Below are 18235 nucleotides of genomic sequence, written 5' to 3'. Positions count from 1 at the left end.
GGGGAGGGTAAAGCTTGAGTAAAGACAGATTGGGCGGGGGCTTACAAAACCTGTAGGCGCCGGCTTGCCGGCTCCTACAGGAGATGTCAGAGGCTGTAGTAGTAGCCGCGGCTGCGCAGGGCCACGATCCGCGGGCGGCCATCGGCATGGGGGCCGATTTTTTTGCGCAGGTTGCTGACGTGCATGTCCAGGCTGCGGTCATACAGGGTCAGCTTGCGGCCCAGGGCGATTTGCGCCAGTTCCTGCTTGTCCAGGGGCTCGCCCGGTTGGCGCAGCAAGGCTTCCAGCAGGCGGCTTTCGGACAGGGTGAGGGTCAGTTCCTGATGGTCGATGATCACGACGCCACGCACCGGGCTGAAGCACAGGTCGCCCAGTTCGAGCTGGGTCGACACGGCCGTCGGGTGGCTGCGGCGCAACACCGCCCGCAGGCGGGCAGTCAGTTCGCGGGGGTCGCAGGGCTTGGCCAGGTAGTCATCGGCGCCCAGTTCCAGGCCAAGGATCCGGTCCAGGGGCTCGCCCCGGGCCGAGAGCATCAGTACCGGCAGTTCCGGGTGGTCGGCGCGCAATTGCTTGAGCAACTCCAGGCCGCTGCCATCGGGCAGCATCACGTCCAGCACCACGGCCGCCGGAGCGGATTCGGCCAGGACCTTGCGCGCGCTCACGCCGTCATGGCAAGCGCGCACCTGGAAACCTTCCTGGTTCAACCAACTGGTCAGCAGCTCACAGAGCTCCTGGTCATCATCTATCAGTAACAGCTCGCTCATGACTCACTCAATTTAGCCATTGTCGACGGCGTCGATGCCCACCACTGGCGAAGATACCGCACAGCAGGGAAACCAACGCAACTCCCGCACCAATCACGAACCATTGCTGCTGGTCGGTCAGCCAGCGTGGCAGGGCGCTACCTTGCGCGTCCTTGAGTTGCTGGGCCAGGCGCTGATTGTCCTGGCGCAGCCGGCTCAGTTGCGCACTCTCGCGGGCGGCATCGGCAGTTTGCAATTGTTTGCCCAGTTCTTCGCGCAGGCGTTCGCTTTCTTTCAAGCGTTGCTGCAACTCGGTGATCTGGCTGCCGGCACTCAAGGACAGGGGCGTTGAACTGCCGGTGTTCGAGGTTTCTTCAGCCTGGGCCGTAGCCCCGATCATTAACACTGCCAACAGACACAACTGACGTAAGCGCATCGGAACTCCTGATTCCACACGAATATTCAGAACGTTGTCGGCAGGTTGCCGAGAATAATGAGCGATTAGGAGTACGCCGAACCCAATAGGTTCAGCGCCACCCGGATCAAGGCAGGACTTGCTTGAAGGGTTTGATCACGACATCGGCATACACCCCGGCCGCCACATACGGGTCGGCCTTGGCCCAGGCCTGGGCGTCGGCCAGGGAGGCAAACTCGGCCACGATCAGGCTGCCGGTGAAGCCGGCCTCTCCCGGATCATTGCTGTCGACCGCCGGGTGCGGGCCAGCGAGCACGATGCGGCCTTCGGCCTGCAGCCCCTTGAGGCGCTCCACATGGGCCGGACGCGCGGCCAGGCGTTTTTCCAGGGAGTTGGCGACGTCGGTGGCAATGATGGCGTAGAGCATGTCAGTCCTCGGTTTTTGGCGTGGTGGGGTCGGTGTCATGCAGGTGGCGCGACAGGTAGATACCCTGGGCAACCAGGAACACCACGGTCAGGCCCAGGCTGCCGAACACCTTGAAGTCGACCCAGTAGTTCTGGAAGGTAAAGGCCACGAACAGGTTGGCTGCGCCGCAGAACAGGAAAAACCCGATCCAGGCGATGTTCAGGCGGGTCCAGATCGGCTCCGGCAGGTTCAAGGCGTGGCCCATGATGCGCTTGATCAACAGGCGGTCACCTATGAAGTGGCTGCCGAGAAAGGCCAGGGCGAACAGCCAGTTGACCACCGGGGCTTTCCATTTAAGGAAGGTTTCGCTGTGGAAGGCCAGGGTCAGGCCGCCAAAGACCAGGCAGGCGACCAGGGTCAGCCATTGGCTTTTTTCCAGCTTGCGCTGGGAGATGAAGATCGCCCCGTAGACCACCAGGGAGCTGATGATCAGCACCGCCGTGGCACTGTAGATGCCGCCGAACGACAGCTCATGGCCACCCATCTCGAGGACCCGTGGGTCGGTTTTGAACACGATGAAGAACAGCAACAGCGGGATGAAGTCGATGAATTGTTTCACAGTAAGAGCCAGAAGCTGGATGTGGCGGCATAATAACAAACATCCTTGGTAGCGTAAGCGCCAGCTGACTTGAGGTTACACACTCCCGTGAATGTTGATTTGCACTGCCACAGCACGGCCTCCGACGGCGCCCTGGCGCCCGCGGTACTGGTTGCGCGTGCGTTTGAAAAAGGCGTGCGAGTCCTGTCGTTGACCGACCACGACACCCTTGAAGGCCTGGATGAGGCGCGGCTTGCCGCCACGGCGCTGGGCATGCACCTGGTCAATGGCGTCGAATTGTCCTGCACCTGGGGCGGCGCAACCATTCATGTACTGGGCTACGGTTTTGATGTCACCGCCCCGCCGTTGGTGGCGGCCATTGCCAGTTTGCACGATGGCCGCTGGCTGCGGTCCGAAGAAATAAGCCGCAAACTGGCGCTCAAGGGCATGCCCGGTGCCCTGGAGGGCGCCCGTGCCATCCAGCAGGCGCTGGGCGACAGCGGCAATGCGCCGGCCCGTCCGCATTTTGCCGACTGGATGGTGCGCGAAGGGTTCGTCAAGGATCGCGCCGAAGCCTTTCGCAAATGGCTGGGCGCCGGCAAGCTGGGGGATGTCAAGCTGCACTGGCCGACCCTGGAAGACACCGTGGCAACCCTGCGCGCCTCCGGGGCCTGGGTCAGCCTGGCGCATCCCTGGCATTACGACTTTACCCGCAGCAAGCGTCGCAAGCTGATCGGCGACTATATTCAAGCCGGTGGCCACGCCATCGAAGTGGTCAATGGGCATCAACCCGCCGAACAGGTTGGCAGCCTGGCGATTCTTGCCCGTGAATTTGGTCTGCTGGTCAGTGCCGGCAGTGATTTCCATGGCCCAGGCGGCTGGTCGGAGATCGGCGAATACCGCCCGGTCCCGGAAGATCTGCCGCTTTTGTGGGGGCGATTCAAGCATGACCCCATTACCGCCACCGTCTGAACAGGTAGAGAACGTGAGTCAATTTTTCCAGATTCATCCGGAAAACCCGCAAGCGCGGCTGATCAAGCAGGCGGTGGAGATCATTCGTGGCGGCGGGGTGGTGATCTACCCCACGGACTCTTCCTATGCCATCGGTTGCCAGATCGGCGACAAGAACGCCGTGGAGCGGGTAAGACGCCTGCGCGAACTGGACAAGAACCACAACTTCGCGCTGATCTGCAGCGACTTGTCGCAACTGGGGCTGTTCGCCAAGGTCGATACCGGCACCTTCCGCCTGCTCAAGGCCCATACGCCGGGGCCCTACACCTTTATTCTGAATGCCACCCGCGAGGTGCCGCGCCTGCTGCTGCACCCCAAGAAGCGCACGATCGGCCTGCGGGTGCCGGAACACCCCATCGCCCTGGCGCTGCTGGCCGAGCTGGGTGAGCCGCTGATGAGCGTATCGCTGATCATGCCCGGCGACACTGAGCCACTGGAAGATCCCTATGAAATGCGCCAACTCCTGGAAAAGCACGTTGACCTGATCATCGACGGCGGCTACGGCGGCAACAAGGCGTCCACGGTGATCAACCTGGCCGACGGCGAGCCTGAAGTGATCCGCGTGGGCTGTGGCGACCCGGCGCCGTTCAGGGTCGAGGCCTGAATGTCGGCCGTGGAAACCGTCGACAGCCAGGCCGGCGCGCAGCAGGAGCTGCCCTTTGCCATGGTCTATGGCCAGGCGGTCATGGAAATGCCCCTGGACCTGTATATCCCGCCGGATGCCCTGGAAGTGTTCCTTGAGGCCTTTGAAGGCCCGCTGGACTTGCTGCTGTACCTGATCCGCAAGCAGAACATCAATATCCTCGACATCCCGGTGGCGGAAATCACCCGCCAGTACATGGGCTATGTCGAGTTGATGCAGTCGGTGCGCCTGGAGCTGGCCGCCGAATACCTGGTGATGGCCGCGATGCTGGCGGAGATCAAGTCACGGATGCTGCTGCCACGCTCGGAGACGATCGAGGCGGAAGAGGATGACCCCCGCGCTGAACTGATCCGCCGCCTGCAGGAGTACGAGCGTTTCAAGGCCGCCGCCGAAGGTATCGACGGCCTGAGCCGCGTGGGGCGCGACGTGGTGGTGCCCAGGCTGGATGCGCCGGAAGCCCGGGCGCGCAAATTATTGCCAGATGTAAGCCTGGAAGAATTGCTGATGTCCATGGCCGAGGTGCTGCGCCGTGGCGATATGTTTGAAAGCCACCAGGTCAGCCGCGAAGCCTTGTCCACCCGCGAGCGCATGAGCGATGTGCTGGAGCGCCTCAAGGTTGGTGGGTTTGTGCCGTTTGTCGAGCTGTTTACCGCCGAGGAGGGGCGCCTGGGCGTGGTGGTGACCTTTATGGCGGTCCTCGAACTGGTCAAGGAGTCCTTGGTCGAGCTGGTACAGAATGAGCCTTTTGCGGCTATCCACGTGCGGGCGCGAGCCGAATAACGAGCTGAATCGATGAATCTGACTGAACCCCGCGAACTGGCGCCCTTGTTGGAAGCCTTCCTCTTGGCCTCGGGCAAGCCGCAATCGCTGGAACGCCTGTTTGAACTGTTTGAAGAGGCCGAACGCCCGGAACCGCCGGTCTTCAAGAAGGCCCTGGAAATCCTGCGCAAATCCTGTGACGGCCGGGCCTTTGAACTGCGGGAAGTGGCCTCGGGCTACCGCCTGCAAATCCGCGAGAAGTTTTCGCCGTGGGTCGGGCGCTTGTGGGAAGAGCGCCCGCAACGCTATTCCCGGGCGATGCTGGAGACCATGGCGCTGATTGCCTATCGCCAGCCCATCACCCGTGGCGAAATCGAGGATGTGCGCGGCGTGGCGGTCAACAGTCATATCGTCAAGACGCTGTTGGAGCGCGAGTGGATCCGCATCGTCGGCTACCGCGACGTGCCCGGCAAACCGGCGATGTTTGCTACCACCAAGGTGTTTCTCGACCACTTCAACCTGAAAAACCTCGACGACTTGCCGCCACTGGCCGAGCTGCGCGAGATCGAGGCCGAACCGGTGCTCGACTTCGACGATGCCCCGGTGCCCGCCGGCTTGCAGGAACTGGCCGATGCCAGCACCGAACCGGAGGAGCCGAAGGACGAGACCAGTTTCCATACCTTGCTGCTGGAGCTGGACGATATGGAGCAGGGGATCAAGACCGACTTTGATGATTTGCTGCGTGATGGGGCGGTGGCGCCTGAGTCTGAGCCTGAGCTTGAGGTAAACGTGGAAGCGGCCCCCGAGGAGGATATCCTCGGCGTGGCCGCGGCCCGCGAAAAACTGCTGGCCGCCGTCGCCGCCCTGGAACAACCCGAGTTGAGCGAAGAAGAAGCCGAAGCCCGGGCACTGGCCGAAGCCATCGAAAACGAACGCCGCGAATTCGAAGACTGACCCAGAAGCAAATGTGGGAGCGGGCTTGCTCGCGATTGCGGAGTGTCAGCCACTGGATATATGACTGACCTACCGCAATCGCGAGCAAGCCCGCTCCCACATTGGATCTTCTGCACCAGGGAGAATGTATATGAGCTCCACTAAAGACCCCTGCATCAACATCTGTAAATTCAGCGACGATATCTGTGTCGGCTGCGGGCGCAGCAAGCGCGAGATCCGGGCCTGGAAGAAGCTCGACAAGGTCGACAAGCGCGCAGTGCTGGCCGAAGCCGAGCTACGGTTGATCGCCCTGGGGGCCACCGGTCGGCGGAAAAGCAAATGAGCCGGCACATATCGACTAGTCTCTGATGCGCAATGCGCGCCATGCGCGTATGATTCGCGACCCTTTGGCGATGCGTTCGCCCAAGCTCCAGATTTGCATACTCTTCAGGCCACGCCTGAAGCGACACACCGGGAGGTGCTTAAGATGAAAGACCAAGACCAGAACGACAGCCAGGAAATCGGCCCAGCCGGCGAGAAACTGCAAAAAGTCCTCGCCCGTATCGGCGTCGGCTCGCGCCGCGACGTAGAAGCCTGGATCACCCAGAAGCGCATCAAGGTCAATGGCGTCGAAGCCACCCTTGGCCAGCGCGTCGACCTGCATGACGCGATCACCATTGATGGCAAGGTCATCAAGCGTGAAGAGGCCGCCGAGTCGGTGCGCCGCGTGATCATGTACAACAAGCCCGATGGCGAGATCTGCACCCGTGACGACCCGGAAGGCCGTCCAACCGTGTTCGACAAGATGCCCAAGCCTAAAGAAGGCCGTTGGATCAATATCGGCCGCCTGGACATCAACACCACAGGCCTGCTGATGTTCACCACCGACGGTGAACTGGCCAACCGCCTGATGCACCCGTCCTACGAGATGGACCGCGAATACGCCGTGCGTGTACGGGGCGAAGTCGATGACGAGATGATCGAACGCCTCAAGGCCGGCGTGGTGCTGGAAGACGGCCCGGCCAAGTTCACCGATATCAAGCAGGCGCCCGGTGGCGAAGGGTTCAACCACTGGTACCACTGTGTGGTGATGGAAGGGCGTAACCGTGAAGTGCGTCGCCTGTGGGAATCCCAGGGCCTGGTGGTCAGCCGCCTGAAGCGCGTGCGTTTCGGCCCGGTGTTCCTCAACTCCGACCTGCCGATGGGCCGCTGGCGCGAAATGAGCCAGTACGAAGTCGACATCCTCAGTGCTGAAGTAGGCCTGACCCCTGTGGCCATGCCGCAGATGAACGCCAAGAGCAAGGACAAGCTGGAGCGCATGCAGCGTAAATCGTCGCGCCCGGTGGCACGCACCGAACGCGTTGCCCGCACCTTGCGCCCGGCGCTGGATGCACCGGCCACGGGCGGTCGCATTTCCCGCCAGCCGCAGATCGAGGGCGATCGTCGTCCGTCGGCGCCGGCCCGTCAGGATGGCGAACGTGCACCGCGCACCCCGCGTCCGGCCGGTCGTGGCGAGGCACCCACCGGTGGTCGCAGCAACCGTGGCGAGACGGGCCGTGGGGCTCCGCAGACCGATCGTCCAGCCGAAGGCGCCAAGCGCCCAGCCAAGCCCGCGCCGAAAAAGCGCCCAGGGCTGAAGCTGGTCGCGGACGAGCCATCGGGCAAGCGCCGTGGCGCACCGGCGGGTTCCGGCCAGCGTCCGGGGTTTGGGCGTAAGAAGCCTTAAGAGCAGCGGCAAGCTTTAAGCTTCAAGCGGTAAGAAAAAGCGCCAACCCTCGGGTTGGCGTTTTTTTTTGCTTGCAGGCTGTGGGGTGGAGTGTCAGGAATGGCTTCCGTGGTGTAACGATTGTTTTACGATTGAGTCGAGCCTACGCAGGGCATGCTCTCTGTGGAAGCTTTCTGTAAGGAATATCTTCCACTTGGCGAACAATCTCCCCCGCGACCCTCGCGAACGGATCGGGCGGTGTACAATGCGCCGCGTTTTACTGTGACCCCCCTTGCGTATCCACGCAAAAGGCCTTCAAGGCTCGCTGCCTTGTTAATTCCGCCTGGCCATAAGCCGGACGGGTTCGATTTCGTCACAGATAAAAACAAACAGGTGACGCATGACCGTTAGAAAGACGCTGGACTCCTGGTGTTTGCGCTGGGGTTTGATCGGCGCTGCTTGAGCCGGTTTCAAAGCAGCATCGTGTAGTGAACATCATCAAACCTTGCGTGAGACCCTTTTCATGAGTGGACCCAACTCGCATTCAGGCGAACTGAAGCGCGGCCTGAAAAATCGTCATATTCAATTGATCGCCCTCGGTGGCGCGATCGGTACCGGCCTGTTCCTGGGCTCGGCGGGGGTGCTGAAGTCAGCTGGCCCGTCGATGATCCTCGGCTATGCCATCTGCGGTTTCATTGCCTTTATGATCATGCGCCAATTGGGCGAAATGATCGTCGAAGAGCCAGTGGCCGGTTCCTTCAGCCACTTTGCCCACAAGTACTGGGGCGGTTTCGCGGGCTTTTTGTCGGGTTGGAACTGCTGGATCCTCTATATTCTGGTGGGCATGTCGGAGCTGACCGCCGTCGGCAAGTACGTGCACTACTGGTGGCCGGAGATTCCGACCTGGGTCTCGGCGGCAGCGTTTTTTGTGCTGATCAATGTGATCAACCTGGCCAACGTCAAAGTGTTTGGCGAGGCCGAGTTCTGGTTTGCAATTATCAAGGTGGTGGCGATTGTCGGCATGATCGCCCTGGGCAGCTACCTGCTGGTCAGCGGCACCGGCGGGCCACAGGCGTCGGTGAGCAACCTGTGGGAACACGGCGGGTTCTTCCCCCATGGCGTCGGCGGCCTGGTGATGGCCATGGCGATCATCATGTTCTCGTTTGGCGGCCTGGAAATGCTCGGTTTTACCGCCGCCGAGGCGGACCAGCCACGCACCGTGATCCCCAAGGCGATCAATCAGGTGATCTACCGCATCCTGATTTTCTACATCGGCGCCTTGGTGGTGTTGCTGTCGCTGACGCCATGGGACAGCCTGCTGGTGACCTTGAACGCCTCGGGCGATGCCTACAGCGGTAGCCCGTTCGTGCAGGTGTTCTCGATGCTGGGCAGCAACACTGCCGCGCATATCCTCAACTTCGTGGTGCTGACGGCGGCGCTGTCGGTGTACAACAGCGGCACCTACTGCAACAGCCGCATGCTGCTGGGCATGGCCGAGCAGGGCGACGCGCCGGCGGCCTTGGCGAAGATCGACAAGCGCGGCGTGCCCGTGCGCTCGATCCTGGCCTCGGCGGCCGTCACCCTGGTGGCGGTGTTGATGAACTACTGGATCCCGCAGCACGCCCTGGAACTGCTGATGTCCCTGGTGGTGGCCACGTTGGTGATCAACTGGGCGATGATCAGCTTCTCGCATTTCAAGTTCCGCCAGCACATGAACCGCACCGGCCAGGTGCCGTTGTTCAAGGCGCTGTGGTACCCCTACGGCAATTACGTGTGTCTGGCGTTCGTGGTGTTTATCCTGGGGGTCATGTTGCTGATTCCGGGGATCCAGGTCTCGGTGTACGCGATTCCGGTCTGGGTGGTCTTTATGTGGGTGTGCTATGTGCTCAAGAACAAGCGCAAGGCGCTGGCCGACGTGAGTGCTGTATCCTCGCTGAACAACTAGCCCACACTGTAGGAGCCGGCTTGCCGGCCCCTGCAACCCACGGACCCGCTTTCCATGTTGGTGATCTCCAGTAACGTGCACCTGCCCGATGCCGAAATCGAGTTGACGGCCATCCGCGCCCAGGGCGCAGGCGGGCAGAACGTCAACAAGGTCTCCAGCGCCGTGCACTTGCGCTTTGATATCGGCGCTTCGTCGTTGCCGCCGTTCTACAAGGAACGCTTGCTGGCACTGCGTGACAGCCGCATTACCAGCGAAGGCGTGCTGATCCTCAAGGCCCAGCAATATCGGACCCAGGAACAGAACCGCGCCGATGCCCTGGAGCGCCTGGTGGAGTTGATCCTCAGTGCGACCAAGGTCGAGAAAAAACGCCGCCCCACCAAACCCACCCTGGGCTCGAAAAAGCGGCGCCTGGAATCCAAGACCAAGCGCGGCAGCATCAAGGCCGGGCGCGGCAAGGTGGATTTCTAGCCGGCGTTACGGGCGTCGCGGTACTTGGGCGCCTGGCGGTACAGGTACAGGCTCAGCAGCAGCCCGGCGCAGGCCGCCAGCGCGGCAAACAGAAAGATCGAGGCAAAGCCGAAACCCGCCGCAATCGCCCCTGCCAATGGCCCGGTGATCCCCAATGACAAGTCGATAAACAACGAATAGGCCCCCACCGCCGCGCCACGGCTGGAGGCGGGCACCAGGTTGACCGCTTCAACCCCCAGCGCCGGAAACACCAGGGAAAACCCGAAGCCGCTCAAGGCCGCGCCCGCCAGGGCCAGCTCGGCACTTGGCGCCATCCACAACAGCAACAGGCCAAGGGTTTCCACCGACAGGCAGGCAATCGCCACGCGAAACCCGCCGATGCGGTTGATCAGGTTGCCGAACAGCAACCGCGCCCCGATAAAGCTGGCGCCGAACAGGCTCAGGCACAGCACCGCGTTATCCCAGTGCTGGGTCGCGTAATACAGGGTGATAAACGTGGCGATGGTGCCAAAGCCAATGGAGCCCAGGGCCAGCCCACAGCCGTGGGGCAGCACGCGGCCGAGCACATGCATGAAGGGCAGGCGCTCGCCGACCACGATGGGCGCCGCGACTTTGGGCCAGGCCAGCAGCAAGCCCAGTACTGCCAGGGCAATGATGCTTACACCCATGCTCCACAGCCCGAACCGGCTGACCAGCAGCACCCCCAGCGGTGCGCCAATCGCCAGGGCACCGTAGCTGGCGATACCGTTCCAGGAGATGACCTTGGCGGTATTCGCCGCGCCGACCCGGCCAATGCCCCAGCCAATGGAGCCCGATCCCACCAGGCTTTCGGCACTGCCCAGCACCAGCCGGCCAATCAGCAGGCTGGCCAGGCTCAGAGCCGGCAGATGGGTCAGGGCGGCGGATGCCAGCATGAACACCCCGCTCAAGCCGCAACCGGCCAGGCCGTACATCACCGCGCGCTTGCTGCCGCGGTTATCGATGATGCGCCCGGCATAGGGCCGGCTCAGCAGGGTGGCCAGGTACTGCACGCTGATCACCAGGCCCGCGATCACGGCGCCAAAGCCCAGGTCGCTGTGGACATAGCCCGGCAAGACGGCCAGGGGAATGCCGATATTCAGGTAGCCGATAAAGGTAAACAGCACGATGGAGACGACTTGCAGCGTGACCGCCATGGGGCGCTGGGTATCTGGCATGGGAAAGGTCCACTGGCGCGGCAGGAAAAGATAGGCTGCTTATGATACCGGTGCTTTGGTGCGCGCAGGGCCTAAAACCTGACGCCATCGCCGGCGAGCCGGCCTCTACAGTGGGGCTGGGTTAAGCATGCGCGTGGTCACCAGCGCGGCCAGGGCATTTTCCTGGGTGCCGAAGCGCTTGAGCAGCAGCGCCTGTTTTTCCGGGCTGAGGCGGCTCCACACGTCGACCATTTGCAGGGCGGCGCCGAGTAACGCTTCGTCGGGGGGATTGCGGGGGGTATCGGGCATGTTGCGTGTCTCGTGATTCAGGCGGTGTGGAAAGCGCGCAATGTCACGCTTTCCACACGGTCTGGGTGTTGCGGTCAGTCTTCGCTATCGCTCTCGACCGGTGTTGCCTGTGCCGGTGCTGGCTTGTCGCTGCTGGCCTGTTGCGGGGTTGGCTGCTCGGTCTCGTGCAGGCTTGGGAAGGGGAGATTAGGGATCTCGTGCATCGTCGTCGCTCCTCGCAAGGTCTGTTGTGCAATTGCAGGTGTGCCGCGCTTTTCACAAAGCCTGGGCAGGATACAGCACTGCAAATGACAAAAAGACTTTTATCTCGCCAAATGCCTGAACCTTTCTCGGCAAGGCGCAAGTGACAAGAGGTCACACGCCGGCCTGGCTTGTCGCTGGGGTCAGAACGGCACCTTGCCCAGAATCATGTCGCGGTACATCACGAAATCCCCCAGCAGGCTGTAGAACGGATGCTGGAATGTTGCCGGGCGGTTCTTTTCAAAGAAGAAGTGCCCGACCCAGGCAAAGCTGTAGCCGGCCACCGGCAGGACCCACAGTAGCCACCAGGCGCCCTTGCCGATGGCGAACGCGAGAATAAAAATCACCAGGCTGGTGCCGATAAAATGCAACCGTCGGCAGGTACTGTTGCCGTGCTCGCTCAGGTAATACGGATAGAACTCGGCGAAGCTATTGAATTGCCTGGTATTTTCCATGGCGGCTGGCCCTCTGGTGGTGGTGGTGCCCGGCGGGTGTTCGGCGGGGAGCTTATTTGAGTCTAGAGTCATCACTGGCAAGGGCCAGTGACAATAGACGCCACTTTAGTATCCTTGGGTTCCAGGCTGCGGTTTCAGCCGTCCCTTCATAGACAGCGTGCAAGAAAACGCCATGAACGAACGAACGACTTCTGCAAGCTGGGCGATGGGGATAGTCAAGGCGCTGGAGCTCGATGGCCTGGATTGCCGCGCCCTGTTCAAACAGTTGGGCCTGGATTACAGCGCCCTGGATGACCCCGATGCGCGTTTCCCCCAGGACGCCATGACCCGGCTCTGGCAGCGGGCGGTGGAGGTGTCGGGCAATCCGGCCATCGGCCTGAACATGGGCAAGGTGGTGCGCCCGGCGTCGTTCCATGTGGCCGGGTATGCCTTGATGTCCAGCAGCACCCTGGCCGAAGGCTTTGCCCGGCTGGTGCGCTACCAGCGGATCATCGCCGAAAGTGCCGACCTGAGTTTTTGCCTGCTGCCCGAAGGCTACGCCCTGATCCTCACGGTCCACGGCGACCACTTGCCGCCGACCCGGCAAAGCGCCGAGGCCTCGCTGGCCTGTGCCCTGGCGTTATGTGGCTGGCTGACCGGACGCACGTTGCAGCCGCGCAAGGTGTTGGTGCAGGGGGATCAGCCGGTGGACCTGGAACCCTATAAGCAGGCCTTTCATGCGCCGCTGGTGTTCAATGCGCCGTATGACGCGCTGATCTTCGAGCGCGCCGATATGGAAGCGCCGCTGCCCACCGCCAATGAAGCGATGGCGCTGCTGCACGATCGGTTTGCCGGGGAATACCTGGCCAGGTTCTCCGAGAGCCGGGTGACCCACAAGGCCCGCCAGGTGCTGTGCCGGCTGTTGCCCCAGGGCGAGCCCAAGCGTGAGGTGGTGGCGCAGACGTTGCACTTGTCCCAGCGCACCTTGCAGCGCCGCTTGCAGGAGGAGGGCACCAGCTTCCAGACCTTGCTCGACGACACCCGCCGCGAACTGGCCGAACAGTACCTGGCGCAGCCGAGCATGACCCTGTTGGAAATTGCCTACCTGTTGGGGTTTGCCGACCCGAGCAACTTCTTCCGCGCCTTTCGCCGCTGGTTCGATGCCACGCCCGGCGAATACCGGGCGCGGTTGCTGGAGGCGTCGGCGAGTGTCAGTGCCGCCAGAACGCCGGAATGCACAGCACAAACACCGTAATGATCTCCAGCCGGCCCAGCAGCATGCCCAGGGACAGGATCCACTTGGCGGCGTCCGGCAGGGTCGCGAAGTTGCCGGCCGGGCCGATGGTCTCGCCCAGCCCCGGGCCCACGCCGGAGACGGTACTGGCCGCGCCGGTCAAGGCGGTCATCCAGTCCACGCCCAGCAGTGACAGGGCCAGGGCGATGGTGCAGATGGTGATGGCAAAGAAGAATGAGAACGTCAGGATCGAGCGTACGATCTCTTCGTCCAGGCGATGACCGTTGTATTTCTGCTTGATCACCGCCCTGGGGTGAATCAACTGGTTCAAGTTGGCCTTGAGCAGGATATAGGCGACCTGGAAGCGAAAGATCTTGATCCCGCCGGCGGTGGAGCCCGAGCAACCGCCGACAAAGCCCAGGTAGAAGAACAGCATCAGCGAGAAATTGCCCCACAGGCTGTAGTCGCCCAGGGCAAAGCCGGTGGTGGTCACCACGGACGTGACGTTCAGCGCCACATGGCGCAGCGCATCCAGCCAGTGCAGGTTGGTGGTCCACCAGTACCAGGTGCCGAGTACGATCCAGGTCACCAGCAGCATTCCGAGCAGGCCTTGTACCTGCTGGTCCTTGATCAGCGCCTTGCGGTTGCCGCGCATCGTGGCGACATACAGGGCAAACGGCAGGCTGCCGAGGATCATCACCACCACGGCTACCCAGTGCACCGCCGGTTGTTTCCAGTGGGCCAGGGACTCATCGGAAGTGGAGAACCCCCCGGTGGAAATGGCCGACATCGCGTGGTTGATCGCATCGAACAGGCCCATGCCGGCCCACCAGAACCCCAGGCTGCCGAGGATGGTGATGCCGACATAGGCCGCCACGATCAGGCGCGCCACCATGTGCGAGCGCGGCATGACCTTCTCGGAGCGATCCGAGGATTCGGTCTGGAACAGGCGCATGCCACCGATGCGCAGCAGCGGCAGGATCGCCACCGCCATGCCGATAAAACCGATGCCGCCGAGCCAGTGCAGCATTGAGCGCCACATCAGGATGCCCGGGGACATGGTGTCCAGGCCACTGAGCACGGTGGCGCCAGTGGCGGTGATGCCGGACATGCTTTCAAAGAACGAGTCGGTATAGCTGATGTGCTGGGTCAGCAGAAACGGCAGTGCGGCAAAGATACACACCACCACCCAACTGCTGACGGTCAGCAGGTACATGTCCCGGGGGCGCAGTTGCACCTGTGCCGGGCGCCCGGGAATCACCAGGGCCAGGCCGGCAATAAAAGTGATCAGGCTCGCCCAGAGAAAGGACGGCAGGTCGCTGGTGCGTTCGTAAAACACCAGGGTGGCCATGGGCACGACCATGGCGACCGCGAGGGTAATCAGGAAGATGCCGATGATGAAACCAATGATCCGCAGGGTCGGCATTGCCATGTATTGCGCTCGGGTGATAGTCGGAGGCGCCATTCTACCTACGGGGCAGGGCTTGTAAACCGGGGGCTGCAAAGGGCGTGCGGATCTGATGTAGGACTTGGCTTAATGGGGAGCCAGCTCCCACATGGGTTTTGTGGTGAGTACAAAAAAGGCGACCCGAAGGCCGCCTCATTCAAACCGTGCGGATCAGAACTCGTGATCAGCGCTGTCCGGGTTCAGGTTGCCGATGCCCAGCTTGCCGGCCGCTTGCTCGATGGAGCCGGTCTGCTTGACCAGGGCGGCGATGGCGTCGCGCACGATCTGGTTGCCGGCGGTGTTGCCGGCGGCGATCAACTGGTCGTAGTGCTCACCCTTGTTGGCGTGGTCGACCATGACCTGGATCTTCGCTTCGGTAGCCGCCAGGTCAGCCTTGAGGGCTTCATCGGCAGCCGGGTCGACCTTGGCCACCAGGGACGACAAGCTGGCGCCGGTCAGCTGGGTGCCATCGGTGCGGGTGTATTGGCCCAGGTAGACGTTGCGGATGCCCTTGGCGTCGTAGAACTGCGAGTTGTGGGTGTTGTCGCTGAAGCAGTCGTGCTCGTCTTCCGGCGAGTTGGCTTCCAGGGACACCTTCATGCGCTCGCCCGCCAGTTCACCCAGGGACAGGCTGCCCATGCCGAACAGCATCTTGCGCAAGCCGTCGGTCGCTGGTTCTGCTTGCAGGGTGGCGCGGTAGTTGTCTTCGACGTTGGGTTTCCAGTTGCCGACCATTTCCTCAAGGTCGCTGACCAGCAGTTGGGTCACGGCGCGCAGGTAGGTGCGGCGACGCTCGTTATGCCCGCCGGTGGCGCCGTCGCCCTGCAGGTAGTCCGACGCTGGACGGTTGCCGGCGCCAGGGCCGGTGCCGTTCAGGTCCTGGCCCCACAGCAAAAATTCGATGGCGTGGTAGCCGGTGGCGACGTTGGCCTCGGAGCCGCCCAGCTCATTGAGGCTGGCGAGTTTTTCCGGGGTGATTTCCTTGACGTCGATCTTGTCTTCGCCGACCTGGATCTGGGTGTTGGCGATGATATTGGCGGTGGCGCCCGGGTTGCCGAGGGCGTGTTCGTAGGATTTGTCGACATAGTCGATCAGGCCTTCGTCCAGTGGCCAGGCGTTCACCTGACCTTCCCAATCGTCAATGATGGTGTTGCCGAAGCGGAACACTTCGCTCTGCAGGTACGGTACGCGCGCGGCGATCCAGGCGGTACGGGCGGCCTTCAGGGTCTGGTCGTTGGGGTTGGCGAGGAAGGTGTCGATCGCGGTCTGCAGGGTTTTTGCGGTGGCCTCGGCGTCGCTGTACACCGCGTACACGAGGTCTGCGTAATGCGCGACGACCGCCTTGGCGGCCGCCTCGTCAACCTGGCCGGCGGTAGCGCCAGCCGCTGGAGCGGCCGTGCTGGCAGCTGGCGTCGGCGCCTGGGGAGCGGCGGCCTTGTCTTTACCCTCGCCGCAGCCGGCGAGAGAAATGGCAATGGCCAGCAGACTGGCGGTGGCCAGGGGCATACGAATCATGGCGAACATCCTGCTTCGGTAGTGGATCGGGGCGCAATGCGGCGCGCAAAACTGCAACATAATGCGAAAGATTTGCATTTTCTGTAAAGGGTTAACGCCGTAAAAATTTAATAGGCCAGCCCCGGCCGCCCAAGGCCGCGCCCTGGGTGGCCAGCATGGGCCTAGAGGATCGCCGCGTTATTGCGTTCGGCCTGCTTGAGGTAGGCCGCCAGCTCGCGCGCCGGCAGGGGTTTGCTGTAGTGGTAGCCCTGACCTTCGTGGCAGCCTTCGCTGATGATGTAGGCCTCCTGCTCAGGCGTCTCCACGCCTTCGGCGATCACTTGCATGCCCAGGCTTTTGCCCAGCTGGATGATCGCCCGCACGATGGTGGCATCGTCATCGTCATCCAGTAGGTCCTGGACAAAGCTCTTGTCGATCTTGATTTTGTCCAGGGGCAGGCTTTTCAGATAGCTCAGGGAGGAGTAGCCGGTACCGAAGTCATCGATGGCAATCAGCGCGCCGGAGCGGCGCAGGCTCAACAGGTGCTGGGCGGCGGTGCTGATGTCTTCCATCAGGCCGGTCTCGGTCACTTCCAGCTCCAGGCTGCGCGGCGGCAGGCGATAGATCTGCAGCAGGTTGTTGACCACCCGCGGCAGCTCGGCGTGGTGCAGTTGCACCGTGGACAGGTTGACCGCCATGCGCAGCTCGGTAAACCCCAGGTCATGCCATTCGCGCAGTTGCCGGCAGGCCTGGTCCAGCACCCATTCGCCAATGGGGATGATGGTGCCGTTCTGTTCTGCCAGGGGGATAAACAGATCGGGCGGCACCAGGCCGTGTTCCGGGTGTTGCCAGCGGATCAGCGCCTCGACACCGACCACGCGATGATCGAGATAGCTGATCTGCGGTTGGTACACCAAGTGAAACTGGTTGCGGCTCAAGGCGTCGCGCAGGTCTTTTTCCAGCTCGCGGCGGCGGCGCATCTCGCTGTCGACACTGGCGATATAGAACTGGTAGCGATTGCGCGAGCGGCTCTTGGCCAGGGTCATGGTCTGCTCGGCCTTTTGCAGCAGCTTCTCGGTGCTGTCGCCGTCTTCGGGGAACAAGGTGATACCGATGGTGGCGCGCAGGCGGATCTGTTCGTGGTCGAGGGCGAACTCGGCTTCCAGGTCATCGAGGATGCTTTGGGCCAACTCGGCGGCTTCGTAGGGTTGCTCGATATCGGCCTGGACCAGGGCGAACTGGTCGCCGCCCAGGCGCGCCAGGGCCCCGAGCCGGCCACTGTGGGCCCGCAGGCGGTCGGCCAGGGCCAGCAGCAATTGGTCGCCGGCCTGGTAAGTGAATTGCTCGTTGACGCTCTTGAAGTCATCCAGCCCCACGCACAACACCGCGACCCGGCGTTGACGGCGCCCGGCGTCGGTCAGGATCTTGTCCAGTTGCTCCTGCAGTTTCTGGCGGTTGGGCAGGCCGGTGAGAAAGTCGTACTGGGCCATGCGCAGCAGGCTGTTTTCCGCTTCATGGCGCAGGTGGGTGTTGCGTTCGATCGAGGCCAGCAGCTGGTTGGCGGTGTTGATCCACAGCCCCAGTTCGTTTTTTTCGTGGCCCTTGAGTTGCGGGATCTTGTGCTCGCTGGGACGGTCGGGGTTGATCGAGCTCAGGTGGCTGATGATCCGCGACAGCGGCTTGGTCAGCAGCCAGTGATAGACCAGGTACAACACCAGGCCCATGGCCAGGGCGCGCAGCACCCCGGAGATAAAGATGATCACCGAGTTGACGATAAAACCCTGGCCATAGGTGGCGGTGTCGAGGGTGATGCTCAGGTCGCCGTAATACTCGCTATAAGGCCCGCGCCCTACCAGCGGGATGGTGAAGGTGCGTTCCCGGCCCAGGATGACGTCCGTCAGCCAGCGGCTGGGGGAGTGCTGCAAATCCCGGCTCTTCTCGGCGAGCATCGGCTCGTTGGGATGGCCAATGGAGGCCATGCGTACCGCATCATCCTGAAACAGGCCCTCGATGACCTGCATGCCCATTTCGCGATCCAGGCTATAGACGGCCTGGGTCGAGGGGTCGCGAAACATATCGAGGATGCGCTGGGCATCGCCGGCCACCGCCTGGCGTGTCTTGTAGGCATCAAAGACGATCTGCGCCACGCTCAGTGCCACGCCCACTATCAGTGCCGACAGCAGCACCACCCGGAGCAACTTCACCGACAAGCTGTTTTTGAGTTCCAGCTTCAAAGGGTCATTCCTTGTTCCATGCGGGTAGCCTCAATATGCCAT

The 18235-nt window shown here is 62.4% G+C and carries 20 protein-coding genes; 9 read left to right on the top strand and 11 right to left on the bottom strand.

Translation table 11 applies throughout. The annotated features are described in order from the left end of the window. Window positions 1-86: 86 nt before the first annotated feature. The 4 genes from AC07W7_RS23275 to AC07W7_RS23260 form a co-directional block, all read right to left on the bottom strand. Window positions 87-764 (bottom strand): response regulator transcription factor, encoded by a 678-nt coding sequence (locus tag AC07W7_RS23275; protein WP_099168810.1) that lies wholly within the window; start codon window positions 762-764, stop codon window positions 87-89. A 7-nt stretch (window positions 765-771) separates the two neighbouring features. After that, on the bottom strand, window positions 772-1179 hold the full coding sequence (locus tag AC07W7_RS23270; protein ID WP_099168809.1) for an SH3 domain-containing protein: 408 nt from the start codon (window positions 1177-1179) through the stop codon (window positions 772-774). A 106-nt stretch (window positions 1180-1285) separates the two neighbouring features. Continuing rightward, on the bottom strand, window positions 1286-1585 hold the full coding sequence (locus AC07W7_RS23265) for a YciI family protein (RefSeq protein ID WP_076964724.1): 300 nt from the start codon (window positions 1583-1585) through the stop codon (window positions 1286-1288). Window position 1586: 1 nt separating this feature from the next. Beyond that, window positions 1587-2183, bottom strand: coding sequence for a septation protein A (locus tag AC07W7_RS23260; protein WP_099168808.1), 597 nt, complete (start codon window positions 2181-2183; stop codon window positions 1587-1589). Between the two features lie 87 nt (window positions 2184-2270). Here AC07W7_RS23260 and AC07W7_RS23255 point away from each other — a divergent pair, with 87 nt between their 5' ends. The 8 genes from AC07W7_RS23255 to arfB all read left to right on the top strand — a co-directional run bounded on the left by AC07W7_RS23255 (window position 2271) and on the right by arfB (window position 9626). Continuing rightward, complete coding sequence (locus tag AC07W7_RS23255) at window positions 2271-3134, top strand: PHP domain-containing protein (RefSeq protein WP_076964726.1); 864 nt, start codon at window positions 2271-2273, stop codon at window positions 3132-3134. 13 nt (window positions 3135-3147) lie between these two features. After that, the gene (locus AC07W7_RS23250; RefSeq protein WP_099168806.1) at window positions 3148-3777 is read left to right on the top strand and encodes an L-threonylcarbamoyladenylate synthase; all 630 of its coding nucleotides are present in this window, start codon (window positions 3148-3150) and stop codon (window positions 3775-3777) included. Beyond that, window positions 3778-4596, top strand: a complete 819-nt coding sequence (locus AC07W7_RS23245; protein WP_495040200.1) for a segregation and condensation protein A — start codon at window positions 3778-3780, stop codon at window positions 4594-4596. Between the two features lie 12 nt (window positions 4597-4608). Continuing rightward, complete coding sequence (gene scpB / locus AC07W7_RS23240; RefSeq protein WP_495040199.1) at window positions 4609-5529, top strand: SMC-Scp complex subunit ScpB; 921 nt, start codon at window positions 4609-4611, stop codon at window positions 5527-5529. A 130-nt stretch (window positions 5530-5659) separates the two neighbouring features. After that, window positions 5660-5851 (top strand): DUF1289 domain-containing protein, encoded by a 192-nt coding sequence (locus AC07W7_RS23235; RefSeq protein WP_495040198.1) that lies wholly within the window; start codon window positions 5660-5662, stop codon window positions 5849-5851. Between the two features lie 144 nt (window positions 5852-5995). After that, window positions 5996-7234: a 23S rRNA pseudouridine(2605) synthase RluB gene (gene rluB, locus AC07W7_RS23230; protein ID WP_076964731.1), complete on the top strand. Its 1239-nt coding sequence runs from the start codon at window positions 5996-5998 to the stop codon at window positions 7232-7234. Between the two features lie 502 nt (window positions 7235-7736). After that, window positions 7737-9158: an amino acid permease gene (locus AC07W7_RS23225; protein WP_495040197.1), complete on the top strand. Its 1422-nt coding sequence runs from the start codon at window positions 7737-7739 to the stop codon at window positions 9156-9158. 54 nt (window positions 9159-9212) lie between these two features. Next, window positions 9213-9626, top strand: coding sequence for an alternative ribosome rescue aminoacyl-tRNA hydrolase ArfB (arfB, locus tag AC07W7_RS23220; RefSeq protein ID WP_029296355.1), 414 nt, complete (start codon window positions 9213-9215; stop codon window positions 9624-9626). Here the strand turns inward: arfB and AC07W7_RS23215 are convergent. The 4 genes from AC07W7_RS23215 to AC07W7_RS23200 all read right to left on the bottom strand — a co-directional run bounded on the left by AC07W7_RS23215 (window position 9623) and on the right by AC07W7_RS23200 (window position 11805). Then, entirely contained in the window at window positions 9623-10822 is a 1200-nt protein-coding gene (locus AC07W7_RS23215; protein ID WP_495040196.1) for an MFS transporter, read from the bottom strand. The genes arfB and AC07W7_RS23215 overlap by 4 nt on opposite strands. Window positions 10823-10927: 105 nt before the next feature. Then, window positions 10928-11110 (bottom strand): hypothetical protein, encoded by a 183-nt coding sequence (locus AC07W7_RS23210; RefSeq protein ID WP_169901900.1) that lies wholly within the window; start codon window positions 11108-11110, stop codon window positions 10928-10930. A gap of 74 nt (window positions 11111-11184) precedes the next feature. Next, entirely contained in the window at window positions 11185-11313 is a 129-nt protein-coding gene (locus tag AC07W7_RS23205; protein ID WP_257154369.1) for a hypothetical protein, read from the bottom strand. Window positions 11314-11493: 180 nt separating this feature from the next. Continuing rightward, entirely contained in the window at window positions 11494-11805 is a 312-nt protein-coding gene (locus AC07W7_RS23200) for an Mpo1-like protein (RefSeq protein ID WP_076962970.1), read from the bottom strand. Window positions 11806-11977: 172 nt separating this feature from the next. Between AC07W7_RS23200 and AC07W7_RS23195 the strand changes: the two genes are divergently transcribed. Continuing rightward, the gene (locus tag AC07W7_RS23195) at window positions 11978-13039 is read left to right on the top strand and encodes an AraC family transcriptional regulator (RefSeq protein WP_099168802.1); all 1062 of its coding nucleotides are present in this window, start codon (window positions 11978-11980) and stop codon (window positions 13037-13039) included. Here the strand turns inward: AC07W7_RS23195 and AC07W7_RS23190 are convergent. From AC07W7_RS23190 to AC07W7_RS23180, 3 genes are all read right to left on the bottom strand, one after another. Next, a complete protein-coding gene (locus AC07W7_RS23190) occupies window positions 12996-14450 on the bottom strand; it encodes a TrkH family potassium uptake protein (protein WP_076962968.1) in 1455 nt (484 codons plus the stop codon). The two genes, AC07W7_RS23195 and AC07W7_RS23190, sit on opposite strands and share 44 nt — an antisense overlap. Window positions 14451-14636: 186 nt before the next feature. Further along, window positions 14637-15980 (bottom strand): imelysin family protein, encoded by a 1344-nt coding sequence (locus tag AC07W7_RS23185; RefSeq protein ID WP_099168801.1) that lies wholly within the window; start codon window positions 15978-15980, stop codon window positions 14637-14639. Window positions 15981-16141: 161 nt separating this feature from the next. Beyond that, window positions 16142-18193: a putative bifunctional diguanylate cyclase/phosphodiesterase gene (locus AC07W7_RS23180; RefSeq protein WP_495040195.1), complete on the bottom strand. Its 2052-nt coding sequence runs from the start codon at window positions 18191-18193 to the stop codon at window positions 16142-16144. Between the last annotated feature and the right edge of the window lie 42 nt (window positions 18194-18235).

The sequence above is a fragment of the Pseudomonas sp. GW821-FHT01D09 genome, assembly GCF_059422465.1.
Note: the sequence above shows the minus strand (reverse complement) of the source record. Positions and strands in the feature narration are given on the sequence as shown.